This window comes from Phenylobacterium sp., assembly GCF_037968635.1.
GTDB lineage: Bacteria > Pseudomonadota > Alphaproteobacteria > Caulobacterales > Caulobacteraceae > Phenylobacterium.
This window is the reverse complement of the sequence record NZ_JBBKVV010000024.1, coordinates 1-14,078: the sequence shown is the minus strand read 5'-3', so window position 1 is coordinate 14,078 and position 14,078 is coordinate 1. Positions and strand designations below refer to the sequence as shown.

The window sequence follows — 14,078 nt, the reverse complement described above, 5'->3', positions numbered from 1 at the left end:
ACATAGGCGCCCACGCCGATGAATCCCGTGCGAGCGGCGTCCGACCAGAAGGGATCGGCCCGCAGCGGCGGCGGAAATAGCATCACAGCGAGCTTTTGGAGTTCATCCATCACCGCGATCGGGTCGTGCCGGTCGATATGGGCCAGGGGATTGTAGCGAGAGGTGCGCCCGTCGGGCGCCAGCGGGTCAAACAGAAAAACCTCCTGTCCGTGGGCGGCGCGGAAACCGGCTGTCGCGTCCCAGTTTTCGCGTTTGACGTCGAGCACCACGGTGGAGTCAGGCCAGTTGAGCAGGTTGGGGATCACCACGCTGACGCCCTTGCCGCTTCGCGTTGGCGCATAGAGCATGACGTGCTCCTCGCCGCCGGAGACCAGAAAACGCCCCGTCTTGCGCCCGAGTAGAACCCCATGGGCGGCTCTTAGACCGCCTCGCTTGAGGTCAACTTCCGCCGCCCAGCGCGCCGCTCCATGCAGCGGGGGGCGAAGACTTCTCGCGATTCCCCCAAGGGCGATGATCCCAAGGATAAGGGCGCTCAGCAGGCCGACGCCAAGCCACCGGCGGACATCCGGGTCACCGCGAAAATACCAAAACCAGGCGGGGACCTGGCTAAGCCGCAGGTCCCAGGAGAGCGCTTTCAGTCCGGCCAGCGCCACCAGGCTGGCGACGGCCAGCAAGGCGCAGGCGGCGATGGCCGCAAGGCCCAGAAGATAGGCCGCCTTAAGCGGCCAGGGCGCGGCGTCCAAGCGGCTCATACCAAACCTCCGTCACCCGGAACCGGCCCTCCACCCGTCGCATCTGCACCACCACGTCCACCAGGATGCGGAGCAGTTGGCCGATCTCCTCACGGCTCAGATCGCGGCCGCTTTCTGACTCCTTGACCAGCAGGGCCAGCTGCTCGAACGCCAGAGCGGCGCTGTCGGCGTGGATCGTGGTGATTGCGCCCGGGTGGCCAGAACTGACCGACCGCAGATAGGTAAATGCCGAACCGTCTCGCAGCTCTTGCAGCAGGATGCGGTCGGGGCGCATCCGCAAGGCGCTTTCCAGGAGGGCTTTGGCGTTGATCTTGGCCAGGCCTTGACCATCCTTGGCGTAGAGCAGGTGGACGACATTTCGATGGGGCGTCGTAAGTTCGCGCGCGTCTTCAATGGTCAGCAGCCGCTCGTCGGCGGGGATCAGGCGCACCAGGGCCTTGGCCAGGGTGGTCTTGCCAGACCCGGTGGCGCCGGAGATCAGGATATTGCGCTTAGCCTTCACCGCCAGGCTTAGGAAGGACCCCCAGGCGCTGGCACCGTGCAGATGCAGAAGATTTTTCTCCAGTGCAGAGCCGCCTTGGGGGGCTGGCTCGAGGGCGTCGAACAATCCGCCGCGCGCCAGATCCTCAAGGCTGAGATCCACTGCGGCGGGGCGTCGGATGGTGAGCGACAGGTGTTCGGAGGCCGGGGGTAGGACGATCTGGCACCGCTCTCCGCGTGGCAGAACGGTTGAGCAGATGGGGGTCTCGGCATTGACGTCCTGAGCGGTGTAGGCCGCCGCCGCTGTGGCCAGGGTCGCCAACCATGCCGGGGTCAGCTCAGGCGCGGTCACCCAGCGCCAGACGCCGGCCTGTTCGATCGCCAGCTCGCCTGGCCGATTGACCACCAGGTCGGTGACGTCGGCAGGCTCCAGGAGGGCCTGTAGCGGGGCCAGGTAGTGCAGGAGGACCGCGCTGTCATCGCCCATGGCTAGCGATCGGCCAAGTCATAGACGCCGGAGAAGTCGAGATCTTGCGCCACGAAGATGGAAACCTCTGCGCCCTGCGACTTGGTCAAGGTCGGCGGAATGTCCAACGAAGCCTGAAGCGCCACAGCCGCGGCCTCTGACGAGGTCCGCACGGGCGAATTGGCGTGGCCTTGGCTTGTGCGATCGCCACCGCCCTCGTCGACCACGGACAACAACAGGCCCGCCCCGAAGCGATCCCAGAAGTGGGTGTCGATCTGGCCATCAAATCCGGCGCGTCCGAGAGCGTCAGCGGCCGGGGAGGCCAGTGACACGGCCACGCCCCCCGGGGTCACGGCCCGTGTCCACAATACGAACAACCGCCTTTGGCCCTGGCGCAGGTTGGCGCGATATTCCCCCATGACCCGCGTCCCTTTCTCCAGCAGGACAACGCCGCCAGTTGCAGAGAGCACGTCGCGCGGGATCAGGCAGCTGACATAGCCGGGTGTGGTGCTGCTCATGGCGGTCTGCAGGATGCAAGGCAGGGTCGATCCGGCCAGGATCAGGAAGTTCCGGTCGGGCAAGCGCGTGGCGCGCGCCAGGCCGATCGCTGAGCCCTTGCGACGCCCATCCAGATCGGTGGTTGGGTGGGCGTCGGCGGCTGCGGGCGGCGCAGGCGCTGCGCTGCCAGACATCGCACCCTGACGAAAGGCGATGAGGGGTGAGGCGGGCGGTGGCGCGTCTGACGGCGACGGGTTTGGCTGCGGCAGGGCCGGGACGTCTGTCAGTTGGGGTGAGCCAAGCGCGGGTGCGTCGGGGCCAGGAGCCGCCAGGGTGGGAGGCTGTGGAGGCGCCGGTTCGAAGGCCACGACCTGCCGCGCGGCTTGGTGGGGGCCGTGGTCGGTATCGCGATGATCGTTCCGCCAGCTGGCCAAGACCAGGACGCCGCAGCCAAGGATGGCGGCGGCCAAGATCACCAGGCCGCCGAGCCGTGCCGGCGCCAGGCGTCCGGAGACGGGCGTGATGGTCCTCTGCAGGGTTGGGTCTGGGGTCGGGGCGGGAATTTCGCTCATCGCACCGGCGCCTTTTCGACGCGTTCCACCCGCGAGGTCGCGGTGCCGGTGCCGGTGGCCACGCCATAGGGTTCAAAGGCTTCATTGTAGAGGCAGAGCACCTCGCGGCCGCGTCGCAGGCGCCATTGCGGGGCTACGGCGTGGAGCACCACAAACTCACCGCGCACGTCAAAGCTCGCCAGGCTCTCTGTTCCGCGCGCGTCCACCTGGTAGATCGCCGGTAAGGCTTGGTTGGCCGCAAACCTCAGGACCGTGAAACGCCCGTTGTCAGAGACCTCGGAGGGTTGCAGGCTGCTGGCGCCCTGCGCTTGGTAAGTGAGATTTCGTGTCCCCTCGAGCACTGCGTTCTCGAGCTCAAGGTCGATCAGCCGCGCCTGCGAACGTCTGACCTGTGCCGCCAAGCTTGCGGCGAGATGTGCGCGTTCATCCTCGGGGTAGCGAAAGACAATGACAAACGGGCTCGATGGCCGCGCCTGGGGTGCGGCGGTCAAGGCAAAGGCGTAGTGGCGCATCTCAGCACCCTTCCGGGTGGTGACAATCAGGTTGGTGGGGTCGCCGGGCGCCTTGGGCTTGAGGAACAGGCTTGCGCCGTCTGCGGCGACCTCCCAGCCGGAGCTGTCACCGACGGCGACATTGGCGATGGTCTCGTCGGGGGCGAACTGCACCTGGAGGGCGGTGCGCAGGGCCCCACTGAGTTTGACCACCTGCCAGGGATCGTAGTCGACATAGCTGACCCGAGGATCGGCGGCGCCGGGCGTCGGCGTCTGGGCGGCCAAGGCCGCAGGCGCGTTCAACATCAAGATCACGACCAGGACGCGCAAGATCATTTCACCACCTCCGGGTCTGAGCGGTAGCTGGTGACCTGGAAACCCAACGGGTTGCGCAGCCGGTCGGCCTCGGCCATCGGCGCGCGGGTGTAGGTAAAGGCCAAGGTGGCGATGGCGTCGGCCGTTTCGATCTGTGCGCCGCGCCGCAGCGCCTTGTGCAAACGCACATTGGCGACATCGGGGCTCACGAAGCTGATGGCGCGGACCTCCACCTGGGCTTCCCCATCTGCGCCCAAGGTTATCTGTGGGCTTGAGGGATTGCTTGGACGGAAGGCGTCGGCCCAGCGTTGCTGTTCTGCGGGACTGGACATGATGGAGACCTGGCGGAAATTGGCCTCAGCCGCCGGCGCAAGCCAGCCTTCGCGCGCGCGAACATATTGGGCGATGAAGTGCTTGGTGACCGCCTCATCATAGGTCACCGGCTTGGCCGAGGTGAGCGCGGTCATGACCTCCACGGCGCCGGTGCTGCGATCGACCCGCACCACATAGGGCGCGACCGTCTTGAGCGGCGTGAGCGCCGCGACCGCACCAACGGCGGCGACGGCGACCAGGCCCGCGGCCGCGGCGACACCCCAGGCCAGTCGACGCGAGCGCTCGGCTGCAAGCAGGCGGTCGGCGTCCCAACTCCGGGCTTCGGCGAAGTAGGCCTGCAGATCGGGAGACGGCACATTGCTCATGGGCAACTCGCAAAACCGCCTGGCGCCGCGGTCGGTGTTTCGGCGTCGGACGGAATCGCTGGCGCCGGGGCTGACCCTGGGGTTGGGATCAAGACCGATCCGTAGGGGTTGGCAGGCCGGCGTTGGCGACCATCGCAAATTGGCGCGGCGCTGCTGAGCGGGAGCTGGCTGCAAGCCGACAGGGTCAGCAGGATCACGACGGGGAGACGAGCGAGGTTCATGAGGCGACGCCTGATGCGGGGCGGCGATCGCTACCGCCGCGAGGCGACGCGCGCTGCGCCTCCTGGGGGCCGTTGGCGCGCGGCGAGGCCGGTTTGGGTGTGACCGCGTTTGCGAAATCCGAAAGGCCGACGCTCGCTCCGCCCGCGATGCCGGCGGCGATCGCGGGGGTCTGCAGGAAGAAGATCAGCGCCAGACAGCATAGCGCGATGAAGACCAGGCCGCCGGCCATGGGATCCTGACCGTCGATCTGGCCCCACTGCTGATCCACCAGCGACAGGATGAGCTGGAAGACCACGATGATCAGGCCAAACAGCACGACATAGTTCACGGCCTGGGAGAGCCAGCCGAAGAAGAACCGGCGGCTGGCATCGAAGAGGGCGCAGGCCACGAAGATCGGTCCCAGGGCGACGAGCAAGGCCAGGGCGACCTTGGCGATCAACACCACGCCGAAGCCCAGGGCCGCGGCCAGGGCTCCGACCACATAGACGCTGGCTGACATCAGCCAGGGCGTCGGGTTTTGCAGATTGGCCTCCTGGGAGATTTTCTCAGCCAGGTAGGCGGCTCGCGAAAAGAAGCTGTCGAAGGCCGCGCCGAGATCGGGCGCTGCGGCGCCGCCAATCGCGCGCGCCAGGCTGTCGGGCAGGGCGTGAAGCAGGGCGTCACCGACGAAGCTTGAATAGGCCGGCGTGCTGGCCAGCAGGAGTATGAAGCTGAGCTTCAAGCTGCGGACCGCGAAGTCGATCACCGGCTCGCTGATCGCGCCGCGCAGTATGGCCAAGCCGTAGAGCAGGACATAGAGCACCAGGGCGGCGCGAAGGGGCCCAGATATCTCCGCAATCATCGCTCCGGCGCGGGCGTCGAGGAAGGTGTCGAGCTTGGCGTCGACGAATTGATAGGTCTGCTGAAAGATCTCGATCCGGTCAGCCATGTTCGGGGCCCCGGTGGGTGAGGATGTCGCGACGACGGTGGTCAAGGGCGCCGGGTTGGACAGACATCACTCAAAGCCTCGGCGGTAGAAGGCCATGCGCGCGGCCCGCGCGGTGGCGGCCTCTTCCCGCTCGCGCTGAGCCTGCTGCCGGTCTTGCGCCGCCTGGGCCATGGCCAAACCCTGCAGTCGCATCTGATCGTTGGCGATCATCGCGTGTTGGGCGCTCAGCTGGGCTTGCAAATCCAAGACGGTGCGAACGGTGGGGGCGGTGTCGATGGCGCTCTGCAGGTCGTGCAAGCCCAACTGCCTGGCAGACCCAGCCTGGCCGACCGCCTCGCTCAAGGCCAGATCGCGTGCGGTTCGCAGACCCCTGGCCTCCAGCTCACGATCTCTCGGGGCCAGAGTCGTCGGCGCATAGATGCGTGCAGCGTCCCTTAGGGCCTGTGTCCTCTGGCCCAGCGCGCCGAGCGCCGCCAGGTCGCTCAGATTGGCGTCGAGGAAGGGGGCGACATCGGGCAAGGCGTTGCGTAGAGCCGGGCTGTTGAGGCCTGCGGCCAGACCACCCACACCTGAGGCTTGGTTGAGGCTGCTCAGCAAGGTTTGGCCTTGTTCAACTTGGGTCTGCAGGCGTTGAAGTTGGTCCAGCGAGGTCTTGGCTTGCTCGAGAAGCTTGGCGTAGCTGGTGGGGTCATGGACGATGGTCTGAGCCTGGGCGACGGGGCCGATAAGGCTCAGCATCAGGCTCGCCAGGACGGGAAATCTTACGCTCATGTGAGTTGCCTGCGTTGCTGCTGGAAGGGCGCCATCCAGAGCGCAGGATCGTCACCATGGACGGCGCGGATTTGGTCGAGCAGGTCGGTGGTTTCGGTACGGCCCGAGAGGATCGCCAGATCGTCGCCCATGCCGTCCAGGGACAGCTCGGCGACGACGGCGTTGAGGCCTTGTTTGATGAGAAACTGACGGGACTCCGGCGTCAGACCTTCGCGAACGAGGTGGAACTCTCGCCGGCTCAAACCAAAGCCCTCGACATAGTCGTGCAGGTTGGCATGCGGGTTGGGCAGGAAGATCTTGGTGGCGCACTGCTCCAGGATGGTGTGGGCGATGGGCGAACGCAGAACGTCGGCTGGCGACTGGGTGCCAAACACCATCATGGCGTTCTGCTTGCGGAAGGTCTTCAGGCCGTCCTGGGCCAGGCCGCGAAACGCCTCGTCGCCAAGCGCCTTCCAGAACTCGTCGATATCGATCACCAGCCGACGCCCGTCGACCAGGCTAAGCAGGCGCTGAAAGAGGTACATCATCACCGGGGTGCGGACCTCGTCATTGTCGAGCAGCTGGGTGATGTCGAAGCCCAGGAAGCGCGGGGCGAAGGCCAGGGCGTCCACTTCGTTGTCGAGCACCCAGCCATGCGACTGGCCGTGGCGCCATTTCTCCAGCCGCGCGCCGATCCCAGCGGCGTCTCTTTGGCCAAGCAGGACGCGCAAGGCCGACAGCGAGCGTTGGGGGGGCGGTAGGACCGCGAGCGCCACAATGGCCTCGTCTATGGCGCGCTCATCTTGGGGTGAGAGGCCGTGATCTGTGGTGGCGACCAGGCGACGGACGAGCTGTCCCAGGAAAACCCGTTCGGCGGCGTTGGCGCCCAGCGCTTTGAAAGGAGCAAACCCGGTCGGCTGCCCATTGCGCAGTGTCAGATAGGACCCACCGCATGCGCGGACGAAGAGCTCGGCGCCGCGGTCCTTATCGATGAAAACCTGCTGGGCGCCGAATTTCTCCAGCTGCGCCAACATGAAGTTCTGCACGACGGTTTTGCCCGAGCCCGAGGGGCCACAGATGAAGGTGTGGCCAAGGTCAGCCACGTGGAAGTTGAAGTGGAACGGAGATCCTGCGGAGGTGCGCAGCAGAGCAACTGCGGGCCCCCAATGATTTCCATGCGCCTTGCCCGCAGGGTGGGTGTGGAAGGGCGCCAGAGCGGCGAAGTTGCGCGAGGTGATGGCCGCCGGGCGTACGCGCCGCGCAAAGCCGCCCGGAAACTGGGCCCAGAACGCGGCCTCTAGAGCCAGGTCTTCCCGAGCGGTCACCAGGCCAGAGTCCGCCAGAATGGCCCGGGTCTTGGACAGGTGGTCGGCCAAATCGTCTGGCGTCTCGCCATAGACGAGCACGGAGGCCTGATGATCTCCCATCACAAACCGGTTGGAGATCAGATCATCCAGGCCCTCACCTAGGTCGCTGATCTGGGAGGCGGCGCGATCGCGCGCCGACAGCATCTGGTTCTGCTTGCGCTCCATCACCGCCCGCGCCGCGGGTTTGGAGAGGAAGCTGAAGGACTGGCTGACGACCAGTGGGAATGGGGTTGAGAGCAAACCATTCCAGAGGCCAGGCTGGGTGGTGGCTGGATATTCCTTCACGCCAAACATGGCGCCGTAGCGCGCGTGGGCGGCGCTGCGAATCTCGAGCGCCTCGCGGCCAAAGATCAGGCGCGCATCGCATAGGGCTGAGCCCAGGTGGCCCCGCACGAGGGGCACGCGCTCTGGCGATCCGGTGAGGACCAGCTTGATCATTTCCAGGGGCTCGGAGAACCATAGTCCTTGATGCTGGTAGAGGCTTAGGGGCTGGGGTCCGTAGCGGCTGAGGTGCTGAACCAAGTCACGCCCGGCGTCTTCCAGGACTCTGACCTGTTGATCCTGCCAAGCCATCGCCTCGGCCGGCGTTCTCCTGCGCGAGGCCCAGGCGCCCAGGTGGCCGGTGGTGTGTCGAGCCGGGTGGAGGACCAGGCTTAGGAAGAGGTCGTTGACGAAGAGCCTCTGTGCGCCCAGGCGGGCTTGATATCGGCTGTCGAGAGCGGCGGCGAAGGCGGAGCGGAAACGGCCTGCGGGGTAGCCATGGTGTTCACGGCGAACCAGATGGTGCCAGACCGCCAACTGGTCAGTGGCGATGTTGCGCCATGCGTGATTGAGCCTGCGATGCCAGTCGTTGAGCTGAGCGGGATCCGCGGTCTCAAAACTGGCGCCGTCCAATTGGAAGCACAGCATCAGGGCCTGGGTATCCAGGGCGATGATCTGGTCGGTGACGTGCCGGGCGTAGGGCAGGTTGGGTCGTGAGTCCTGTTCCAACCGCGCGGCGCGCCGGGTGTCGGGAGCGAGCCTAGCCACGGAGAAGGTCCTTCGCCTGATAGCGCCGACGTAATGGCAAGGGCGTGGCTGAGCTGCCGCCCCAGAGCGCGCGCGTACGACAGCGAGCCTTGGTCTGGAGGTACATCCACAGCACGCGGAAGGCGTTGGGGTCGTGGCGGCAGATTTCGCGGAAGACCATGTGCAGGACTGGCGCGACCAGCAGATAGAGAAGGCTATGGGCGGCCAGGAAGAGGCTGGCCGAGACGATGAGGTTGAGCCCCATCGCCTCCATGGGCGCGCCAGCCACCGTGGCTGGCCGCGTACAGGCCAAGAAGAGCGTGTCCTCGACAAGATCGACCTCCATGCCTCTAGCCCCCGCCGCCGACGATAAGGTCGACGATCGCTGTGGCGCTGAAGATGACGATGATCCCGATCACCACGGTGCCGGCCCGGCGCATGTCCAGGTGGCCGAACATCCAGGCGATGCCGGTGATGATGACGGCGATGATCGCCAAGCCGCGGATGACGCTGGAGTTAAGCAGCTCCACGATATTCTCGATGAAGGAGCCGATGTTCCCGCCAACGGAGGAATTTTGCGCCAAGGCTGGCGTGGCGATGGCGACCGCCGCGAGGGTTAGGACAATCAACTTTGGTGTCGGCCAGGCGTGAGGTCTCATGGGTGTTCTCCAGCTACCGAGACCGGAGGCGTCGGCACGGTGATGACGAAGGAGGTGGGCTCTGGGGCGCGGTTGAAAACGTCCCAGCTGGGGATGGACGCACCCTCTGACAGGAGCCCTTCCGCGGCCTGTGGCGCAGCGCCAAGCACCTTGGCGACGTAGCCGTTGCGCAGGCCGCGGGTGTCGTCGCCGGTATTGTAGATCGAGAGCGCGGCGCGCAGGCCGGTTTGCTCATCGGCGTGCCGCAGGCGGGCCTGCGCGTAGGCTTCTGCAAGGATGCGGCCTGCCGCCGAGAGGTTAAGGCAAGGATCAAACGCCGCCTCGACGGTAAGGCCAAGCCGATGGAGATTGGCGCTATTGATCTGGCCCAATCCCAGATCGACGCTCCGCCCTTGCTTGATAAACTCTCGCGCCAGTGTGGCCGCCTCCTGGAGGCTCCGGGCGCGCACGTGCACGCGAGGCGTGCCGTTGACGCCAAGCGCTAGAGCGTCAAAGCCGCTTTCGACCTGAACGATCGCCGTAAGCGTCTCGGGCGCCACGTGCGGGGCGCAGGTGGCCGCGAGGCCTAGGAACAGGGGTAGCGGCAAGATCATCAGGTTTGTCGGGCTCAGGCCGCGCGGGGGCTGCGGGTGTCGACATCTTCTGTGGCGAGGGCTTGCGGCGACAGGCGCAAGCCTACCCGTCGCAGCTGCGTAGTCGTACGGCGCGATCGTGGTCGACAGGCGCGGCCAATTGACCGCAGTCTCACCTAAGTCATCACTCGCAATGTGCTTTTGAAGGCGCGATAGGCCACCAAGGCACGTTCGAGTGCATACGTCTCACCGGCTCTGCAAACCGGTGGTTTGCTCTCTGACGCCCGTCAGGTCTCCTAGCTGGCTCTTGAACGCCCAAGCCTGTCCGAAATGCGTGGTTATTTTTCGGACATTCGTTAACGACTTTTGTCCGGAAAATGTATACGGATATCGGACATGACCGAGGCCCGTGGCGCACTGAAGGCTTTGATCGAGGCGCGGGTAGGCGCAGCGAGCCCGCGCGCCGTTTGGACGCCGGGCGACTTTCTCGATCTAGGAGGTCGCGAAGCCGTAGACAAAACCCTGCAACGCTTGGTCAAGGCTGGCGCGCTGCGGCGCATTGATCGGGGCCTCTATGACCGGCCTGTCTTCAATAGCCTGACCCAACAACCTAACCCGGCTGAAACACGAAGCATCATCGACGCAGTCGCTCGTCGAGATCAAATCCGCGTCCTCGTCGACGGAATGACCGCCGCCAACGACCTTGGGCTGACGACCGCTGTGCCAGCGAAGATCATCGTTCACGCCGACGCCCGCCTGCGGCCGATCCGCTTGGGCGCTCTGGAAATCTCTTTCCGGCCAACCGCCGCCAGCAAGCTGTTCTGGGCGGGGCGTCCCGCCATGCGCATCGTCCAGGCCCTGCACTGGCTGAGAGATATGGCGGACATTCCCGAAGAAGACAGCCGGCTGCGCCATCAGCTGCAACGGCTGCTGAACGATCCGGCCAGCGGCGCCGTGCTGCGCGCCGACCTCACAGACGGCTTGTCTTCCCTGCCGGCCTGGATGCAGGCGCTCCTACGCCCGTTGTTGTCGGCTGGAGGCGATACGGCGGCCGAGGTGTCGCCATGACCAACACCGCTTACGACGACATTCTGCGGGCCAATGCCGACACAAGACTTGGTCTGTTCACCGCCACCGCACAGCGCCTGGGCACCACGCCGCAGAATGTCGAAAAGGACTTCTGGGTCTGCTGGACCTTAGGCGCCTTGTTCAACGGCCTGCCAGAAGGCGGCCCGCGCCTGTTGTTCAAGGGCGGCACCTCCCTGTCCAAGGGCTTTGGTCTGATCAGCCGGTTCTCCGAAGACATCGACGTCACCGTCTTTCGCGACGATCTAGGCCAGGGCGCCTCGATCGAAGACCTCGCCGCAATGAGCCGCACGCAACGCCTCGCCAAGCTCGAGGCGATCCGCGCGGCATGCCAAACCTTCATTCAAGGCGATCTGCGCACCCAACTGCAGGGGCTTGCCGCGGCTGCTGCTGAGCGCGCCGGCTTGACGGCTGACCAGATCCAGATCGTGGCGGCCGAAGACGACGGCCAGACGCTGCTGGTCGTCTATCCGGCGGCCACCCCGGCCGACTCCTATGTGCGCCACGTCGTGCGTATTGAATCTGGAGCGAAGTCGGCGCTCGACCCCAACACCGTGCGCACCCTGGCGCCCTATGTCGATCAGGAGGCCGTGGGCCTAGACCTCAAGGTCGGCAATGTCACTGTCGTCAATCCGGAGCGGACGTTCTGGGATAAGGTGGTGATCGTCCACGGCCTGCGTCGTTGGTTTGAACGGCGGGGCAAGCTGAAAGGCGGTGGAGAGCGGAGTTCCCGGCACTACTATGATCTTCATCGCCTGGTGGCGTCCGAGGTTGGCGCCCATGCCTTGGCGGATTTGGCGCTCGGCGCCGACTGCGTCGCTCACGCGCGGATGTTCTTTGATCGGCCCGATTACGACTTGGCCACAGCGGCGGCGCCCACCTTCGCCCTCACGCCCCACGATGCCATGCTCGATGCCTTGCGACGGGACTATGGGGCGATGTCAGCGATGATCTTTGGCCAAGCCCCGACGTTTGACGCGGTGATGTCGTCTGTCGCTGCTTTGGAAGCGCAGTTGAACCGATAGGAGGGGAAGGCCTTCCCCTGCGGCCGAGTCCAAGCGTCTCGTCCGCCCCCTTCCAGCGGGGCACCTCCGGAGCGGACTGTTGGCGTCGAATTGATTGCAACAGGCCACGAAGTCGCCAGGCTATTGCAAGCGGCACAGGAGGAGAACTGCCAACCTATGCTTGCCCGCCTCAGCCTAGGCGAGTGCGAGAAAGCCATCGCGTTTGCAAAGCGGGGCGCATGCGCATGAGCCCCGAGGCTGGCGCCTATGAACGGTCAACGAACTCGCGCCTCGGCTGCGATCTCGACCAGCATGCAGGGGCCGGGCAGGGCTCGCACCTCGACCAGAGTGGCGGTGAGGCGGACGTCGCTGAAGACCTCGCCGAAGGCGCGGCCGACTTCGCGCCGGGCCCTTGCGTCGAGCAAATAGATGCGGGTGGCGAACACGTCGGCCAGGGTGGCGTCGACGCTCAGCAGGGCCTCGTCGAGATTGGCCAGGGCCTGGCGGGCCTAGTCTTAGGGCTGGCCCGGGCCGACCAGCCGGCCGTTATGATCGTAGGGCGCGGCGCCCTAGCCAGACGTGGGGCCGACGCGAATGGCGGTGGCTTAGCCGAACAAGTCGCCGACCGTGCCGCCGTCCGGGGTGTGCGTGCAGGGCTGCTCGAACCGACATGGCGAACTCCGAAGCCTGGCGCAGGATGCCATCAGCTGGGCCCCAAGGATATCCAATGACCGGCGGCGGGATGTCAGCGCCGATCCCACATAGAGAGATCAAAAGAGAAGGTGTTGCGCCACGGCCGCGCCGATGAGCAGCAAGATGACGAGCGGCGCCACCAGGACGCCGCCGCCAGTGGCGGTGGCCTTGAACCAGTTGCCAACCTCGATGGAGAGGAAGTCCTTGGCGCGCGACGGGGATGGTTTGGGCGGGAGAGGCATGCTAAATTCGTATGTAAGATACATACATTTGGCAACAATGAAATGTATGCTATATACATAATCATGCGTGATCTTGAACGAGCTGGTCGTCTGAAAACCGCCCGCGTCGCTGCAGGCTTCAAAAGCGCCGCGGCTGCGGCGCAATCGTTCCGGTGGAACCGCAACACCTACGCCTCCAATGAGAATGGCAATGCGCCATTTTCCTTCGCCAAGGCCAAGACCTATGGCGAGGCCCTGAACGTTCGTCCGGAGTGGCTATATGACGGCCTGGGTGCGTCAGACTCGGACGCCAGACCTATGGTGACGTCAGGGTCTTCGGCTCTGATCCCCATCATCGGCCGCGTCGGCGCCGACCCTGGCGGGGCTGTGTTGTTCGCGACAGGCCAAGCGGCGGGCGACCTTGTGCCCTTGCCGCCTGGCGGGTCTCGCAAGGCGGTCGCCCTGCTGATCGCTGGCCATTCGATGCGCGGTTTGGCCGACGACGGAGGGCTGATCTATTTCGAAGATCAGCGGAGCTCGCCATCGCGCGACATGCTGGGGCAGGTGGTGGTGGTGGAAACCGACACCGACGAAGTTCTGGTCAAACGCCTGCTGCGGGGATCGCGCCAAGGGCTTTACGACCTGGAGAGTATCCAGGGGCCGGTCCGTAAGGACTGCAAGTTGCGCTGGGCTGCGCACATCACCGCGATCATTCCGCCGCACCAGGCGCGCAAGATCATCCGAAGCAGCGGCGGCTAGAGGACGAGATGGCGAGGCGCGATCCTAGCGGTGGAGAGCAGCCGGCGGCGCAGTACCTGCGAATGTCGACCGAGCATCAGAAGTACTCCACGACGCACCAGGCCGCGGCGATCGAGGGATACGCCCAGGCGCATGGATACCAGATCATTCGAACCTATTGCGACGAGGGGATCAGCGGGGTTTCGATCAAGAACCGCAAGGGTCTTCAACAGCTGCTCGCAGACATCCTGGGTGGCTCGGCTGATTATGGTGTTGTTCTCGTCTACGACGTGAGCCGATGGGGACGTTTCCAGAATCCGGATCAAAGCGCGCACTATGAATTCCTCTGCACGGAGGCGGGTGTGCATGTCGAATATTGCGCCGAGCTCTTCGAGAATGATGGCAGCCTGTCGTCCACCCTGCTGAAGAACCTCAAACGGGTCATGGCGGCGGAGTATAGCCGCGAGCTTTCCGTGAAGGTCGCCGACGCCCACCTGCGGCTCGCCAAGCTTGGATACTGGCAAGGGGGACCGCCGGGCTACGGCTTCCGACGTCGCG

At 65.3% G+C, this 14,078-nt stretch carries 17 protein-coding genes; 4 read left to right on the top strand and 13 right to left on the bottom strand.

What is annotated here, in order from left to right; translation table 11 throughout:
• The 11 genes from AAC997_RS02795 to AAC997_RS02745 all read right to left on the bottom strand — a co-directional run.
• The coding region (locus AAC997_RS02795) for a type IV secretory system conjugative DNA transfer family protein (protein ID WP_340644180.1) at positions 1–752 on the bottom strand (752 nt) is incomplete at its 3' end.
• Complete coding sequence (gene virB11, locus AAC997_RS02790) at positions 718–1,719, bottom strand: P-type DNA transfer ATPase VirB11 (RefSeq protein WP_340644179.1); 1,002 nt, start codon at positions 1,717–1,719, stop codon at positions 718–720. The genes AAC997_RS02795 and virB11, both read right to left, overlap by 35 nt.
• Positions 1,720–1,721: 2 nt before the next feature.
• A complete protein-coding gene (virB10, locus tag AAC997_RS02785) occupies positions 1,722–2,768 on the bottom strand; it encodes a type IV secretion system protein VirB10 (protein WP_340644178.1) in 1,047 nt (348 codons plus the stop codon).
• Positions 2,765–3,595: a TrbG/VirB9 family P-type conjugative transfer protein gene (locus AAC997_RS02780; protein WP_340644177.1), complete on the bottom strand. Its 831-nt coding sequence runs from the start codon at positions 3,593–3,595 to the stop codon at positions 2,765–2,767. The genes virB10 and AAC997_RS02780 overlap by 4 nt, the downstream gene beginning before the upstream one ends.
• Complete coding sequence (locus AAC997_RS02775) at positions 3,592–4,272, bottom strand: VirB8/TrbF family protein (protein ID WP_340644176.1); 681 nt, start codon at positions 4,270–4,272, stop codon at positions 3,592–3,594. The genes AAC997_RS02780 and AAC997_RS02775 overlap by 4 nt, the downstream gene beginning before the upstream one ends.
• A gap of 217 nt (positions 4,273–4,489) precedes the next feature.
• Positions 4,490–5,422: a type IV secretion system protein gene (locus tag AAC997_RS02770; RefSeq protein WP_340644175.1), complete on the bottom strand. Its 933-nt coding sequence runs from the start codon at positions 5,420–5,422 to the stop codon at positions 4,490–4,492.
• 66 nt (positions 5,423–5,488) lie between these two features.
• Positions 5,489–6,193 (bottom strand): type IV secretion system protein, encoded by a 705-nt coding sequence (locus tag AAC997_RS02765; RefSeq protein WP_340644174.1) that lies wholly within the window; start codon positions 6,191–6,193, stop codon positions 5,489–5,491.
• Positions 6,190–8,568 carry a VirB4 family type IV secretion/conjugal transfer ATPase gene (locus tag AAC997_RS02760; RefSeq protein ID WP_340644173.1) on the bottom strand — a complete coding sequence of 793 codons (2,379 nt, stop codon included), beginning with the start codon at positions 8,566–8,568 and terminating at the stop codon, positions 6,190–6,192. Before AAC997_RS02760 ends, AAC997_RS02765 begins: the two co-directional genes overlap by 4 nt.
• Positions 8,561–8,893 (bottom strand): type IV secretion system protein VirB3, encoded by a 333-nt coding sequence (locus AAC997_RS02755; RefSeq protein WP_340644172.1) that lies wholly within the window; start codon positions 8,891–8,893, stop codon positions 8,561–8,563. Before AAC997_RS02755 ends, AAC997_RS02760 begins: the two co-directional genes overlap by 8 nt.
• Before the next feature lie 4 nt (positions 8,894–8,897).
• Positions 8,898–9,206, bottom strand: a complete 309-nt coding sequence (locus AAC997_RS02750; protein WP_340644171.1) for a TrbC/VirB2 family protein — start codon at positions 9,204–9,206, stop codon at positions 8,898–8,900.
• The gene (locus AAC997_RS02745; protein ID WP_340644170.1) at positions 9,203–9,799 is read right to left on the bottom strand and encodes a lytic transglycosylase domain-containing protein; all 597 of its coding nucleotides are present in this window, start codon (positions 9,797–9,799) and stop codon (positions 9,203–9,205) included. Before AAC997_RS02745 ends, AAC997_RS02750 begins: the two co-directional genes overlap by 4 nt.
• A gap of 375 nt (positions 9,800–10,174) precedes the next feature.
• On the opposite strand from AAC997_RS02745, the gene AAC997_RS02740 reads away from it, so the two are divergent.
• Positions 10,175–10,846, top strand: a complete 672-nt coding sequence (locus AAC997_RS02740; RefSeq protein ID WP_340644169.1) for a DUF6088 family protein — start codon at positions 10,175–10,177, stop codon at positions 10,844–10,846.
• Positions 10,843–11,889: a nucleotidyl transferase AbiEii/AbiGii toxin family protein gene (locus AAC997_RS02735; RefSeq protein WP_340644168.1), complete on the top strand. Its 1,047-nt coding sequence runs from the start codon at positions 10,843–10,845 to the stop codon at positions 11,887–11,889. Before AAC997_RS02740 ends, AAC997_RS02735 begins: the two co-directional genes overlap by 4 nt.
• A gap of 254 nt (positions 11,890–12,143) precedes the next feature.
• On the opposite strand, the gene AAC997_RS02730 is transcribed toward AAC997_RS02735, so the two are convergent.
• Entirely contained in the window at positions 12,144–12,365 is a 222-nt protein-coding gene (locus AAC997_RS02730) for a Rid family hydrolase (RefSeq protein WP_340644181.1), read from the bottom strand.
• A 273-nt stretch (positions 12,366–12,638) separates the two neighbouring features.
• Positions 12,639–12,803 carry a hypothetical protein gene (locus tag AAC997_RS02725; RefSeq protein ID WP_340644167.1) on the bottom strand — a complete coding sequence of 55 codons (165 nt, stop codon included), beginning with the start codon at positions 12,801–12,803 and terminating at the stop codon, positions 12,639–12,641.
• Between the two features lie 63 nt (positions 12,804–12,866).
• Here AAC997_RS02725 and AAC997_RS02720 point away from each other — a divergent pair, with 63 nt between their 5' ends.
• Both AAC997_RS02720 and AAC997_RS02715 read left to right on the top strand, forming a co-directional pair.
• Positions 12,867–13,541: a peptidase S24 gene (locus tag AAC997_RS02720; protein WP_340644166.1), complete on the top strand. Its 675-nt coding sequence runs from the start codon at positions 12,867–12,869 to the stop codon at positions 13,539–13,541.
• A gap of 8 nt (positions 13,542–13,549) precedes the next feature.
• On the top strand, positions 13,550–14,078 hold a 529-nt coding region (locus tag AAC997_RS02715; protein ID WP_340644165.1), incomplete at its 3' end, for a recombinase family protein.

Coding starts and splice junctions, on each gene's coding strand:
- virB10 (WP_340644178.1), bottom strand. CDS start 2,768: ATGAGCGAAATTCCCGCCCCGACCCCAGACCCAACCCTGCAGAGGACC.
- AAC997_RS02780 (WP_340644177.1), bottom strand. CDS start 3,595: ATGATCTTGCGCGTCCTGGTCGTGATCTTGATGTTGAACGCGCCTGCG.
- AAC997_RS02765 (WP_340644174.1), bottom strand. CDS start 6,193: ATGAGCGTAAGATTTCCCGTCCTGGCGAGCCTGATGCTGAGCCTTATC.
- AAC997_RS02745 (WP_340644170.1), bottom strand. CDS start 9,799: ATGATCTTGCCGCTACCCCTGTTCCTAGGCCTCGCGGCCACCTGCGCC.
- AAC997_RS02755 (WP_340644172.1), bottom strand. CDS start 8,893: ATGGAGGTCGATCTTGTCGAGGACACGCTCTTCTTGGCCTGTACGCGG.
- AAC997_RS02750 (WP_340644171.1), bottom strand. CDS start 9,206: ATGAGACCTCACGCCTGGCCGACACCAAAGTTGATTGTCCTAACCCTC.
- virB11 (WP_340644179.1), bottom strand. CDS start 1,719: ATGGGCGATGACAGCGCGGTCCTCCTGCACTACCTGGCCCCGCTACAG.
- AAC997_RS02720 (WP_340644166.1), top strand. CDS start 12,867: ATGCGTGATCTTGAACGAGCTGGTCGTCTGAAAACCGCCCGCGTCGCT.
- AAC997_RS02735 (WP_340644168.1), top strand. CDS start 10,843: ATGACCAACACCGCTTACGACGACATTCTGCGGGCCAATGCCGACACA.
- AAC997_RS02775 (WP_340644176.1), bottom strand. CDS start 4,272: ATGAGCAATGTGCCGTCTCCCGATCTGCAGGCCTACTTCGCCGAAGCC.
- AAC997_RS02770 (WP_340644175.1), bottom strand. CDS start 5,422: ATGGCTGACCGGATCGAGATCTTTCAGCAGACCTATCAATTCGTCGAC.
- AAC997_RS02725 (WP_340644167.1), bottom strand. CDS start 12,803: ATGCCTCTCCCGCCCAAACCATCCCCGTCGCGCGCCAAGGACTTCCTC.
- AAC997_RS02740 (WP_340644169.1), top strand. CDS start 10,175: ATGACCGAGGCCCGTGGCGCACTGAAGGCTTTGATCGAGGCGCGGGTA.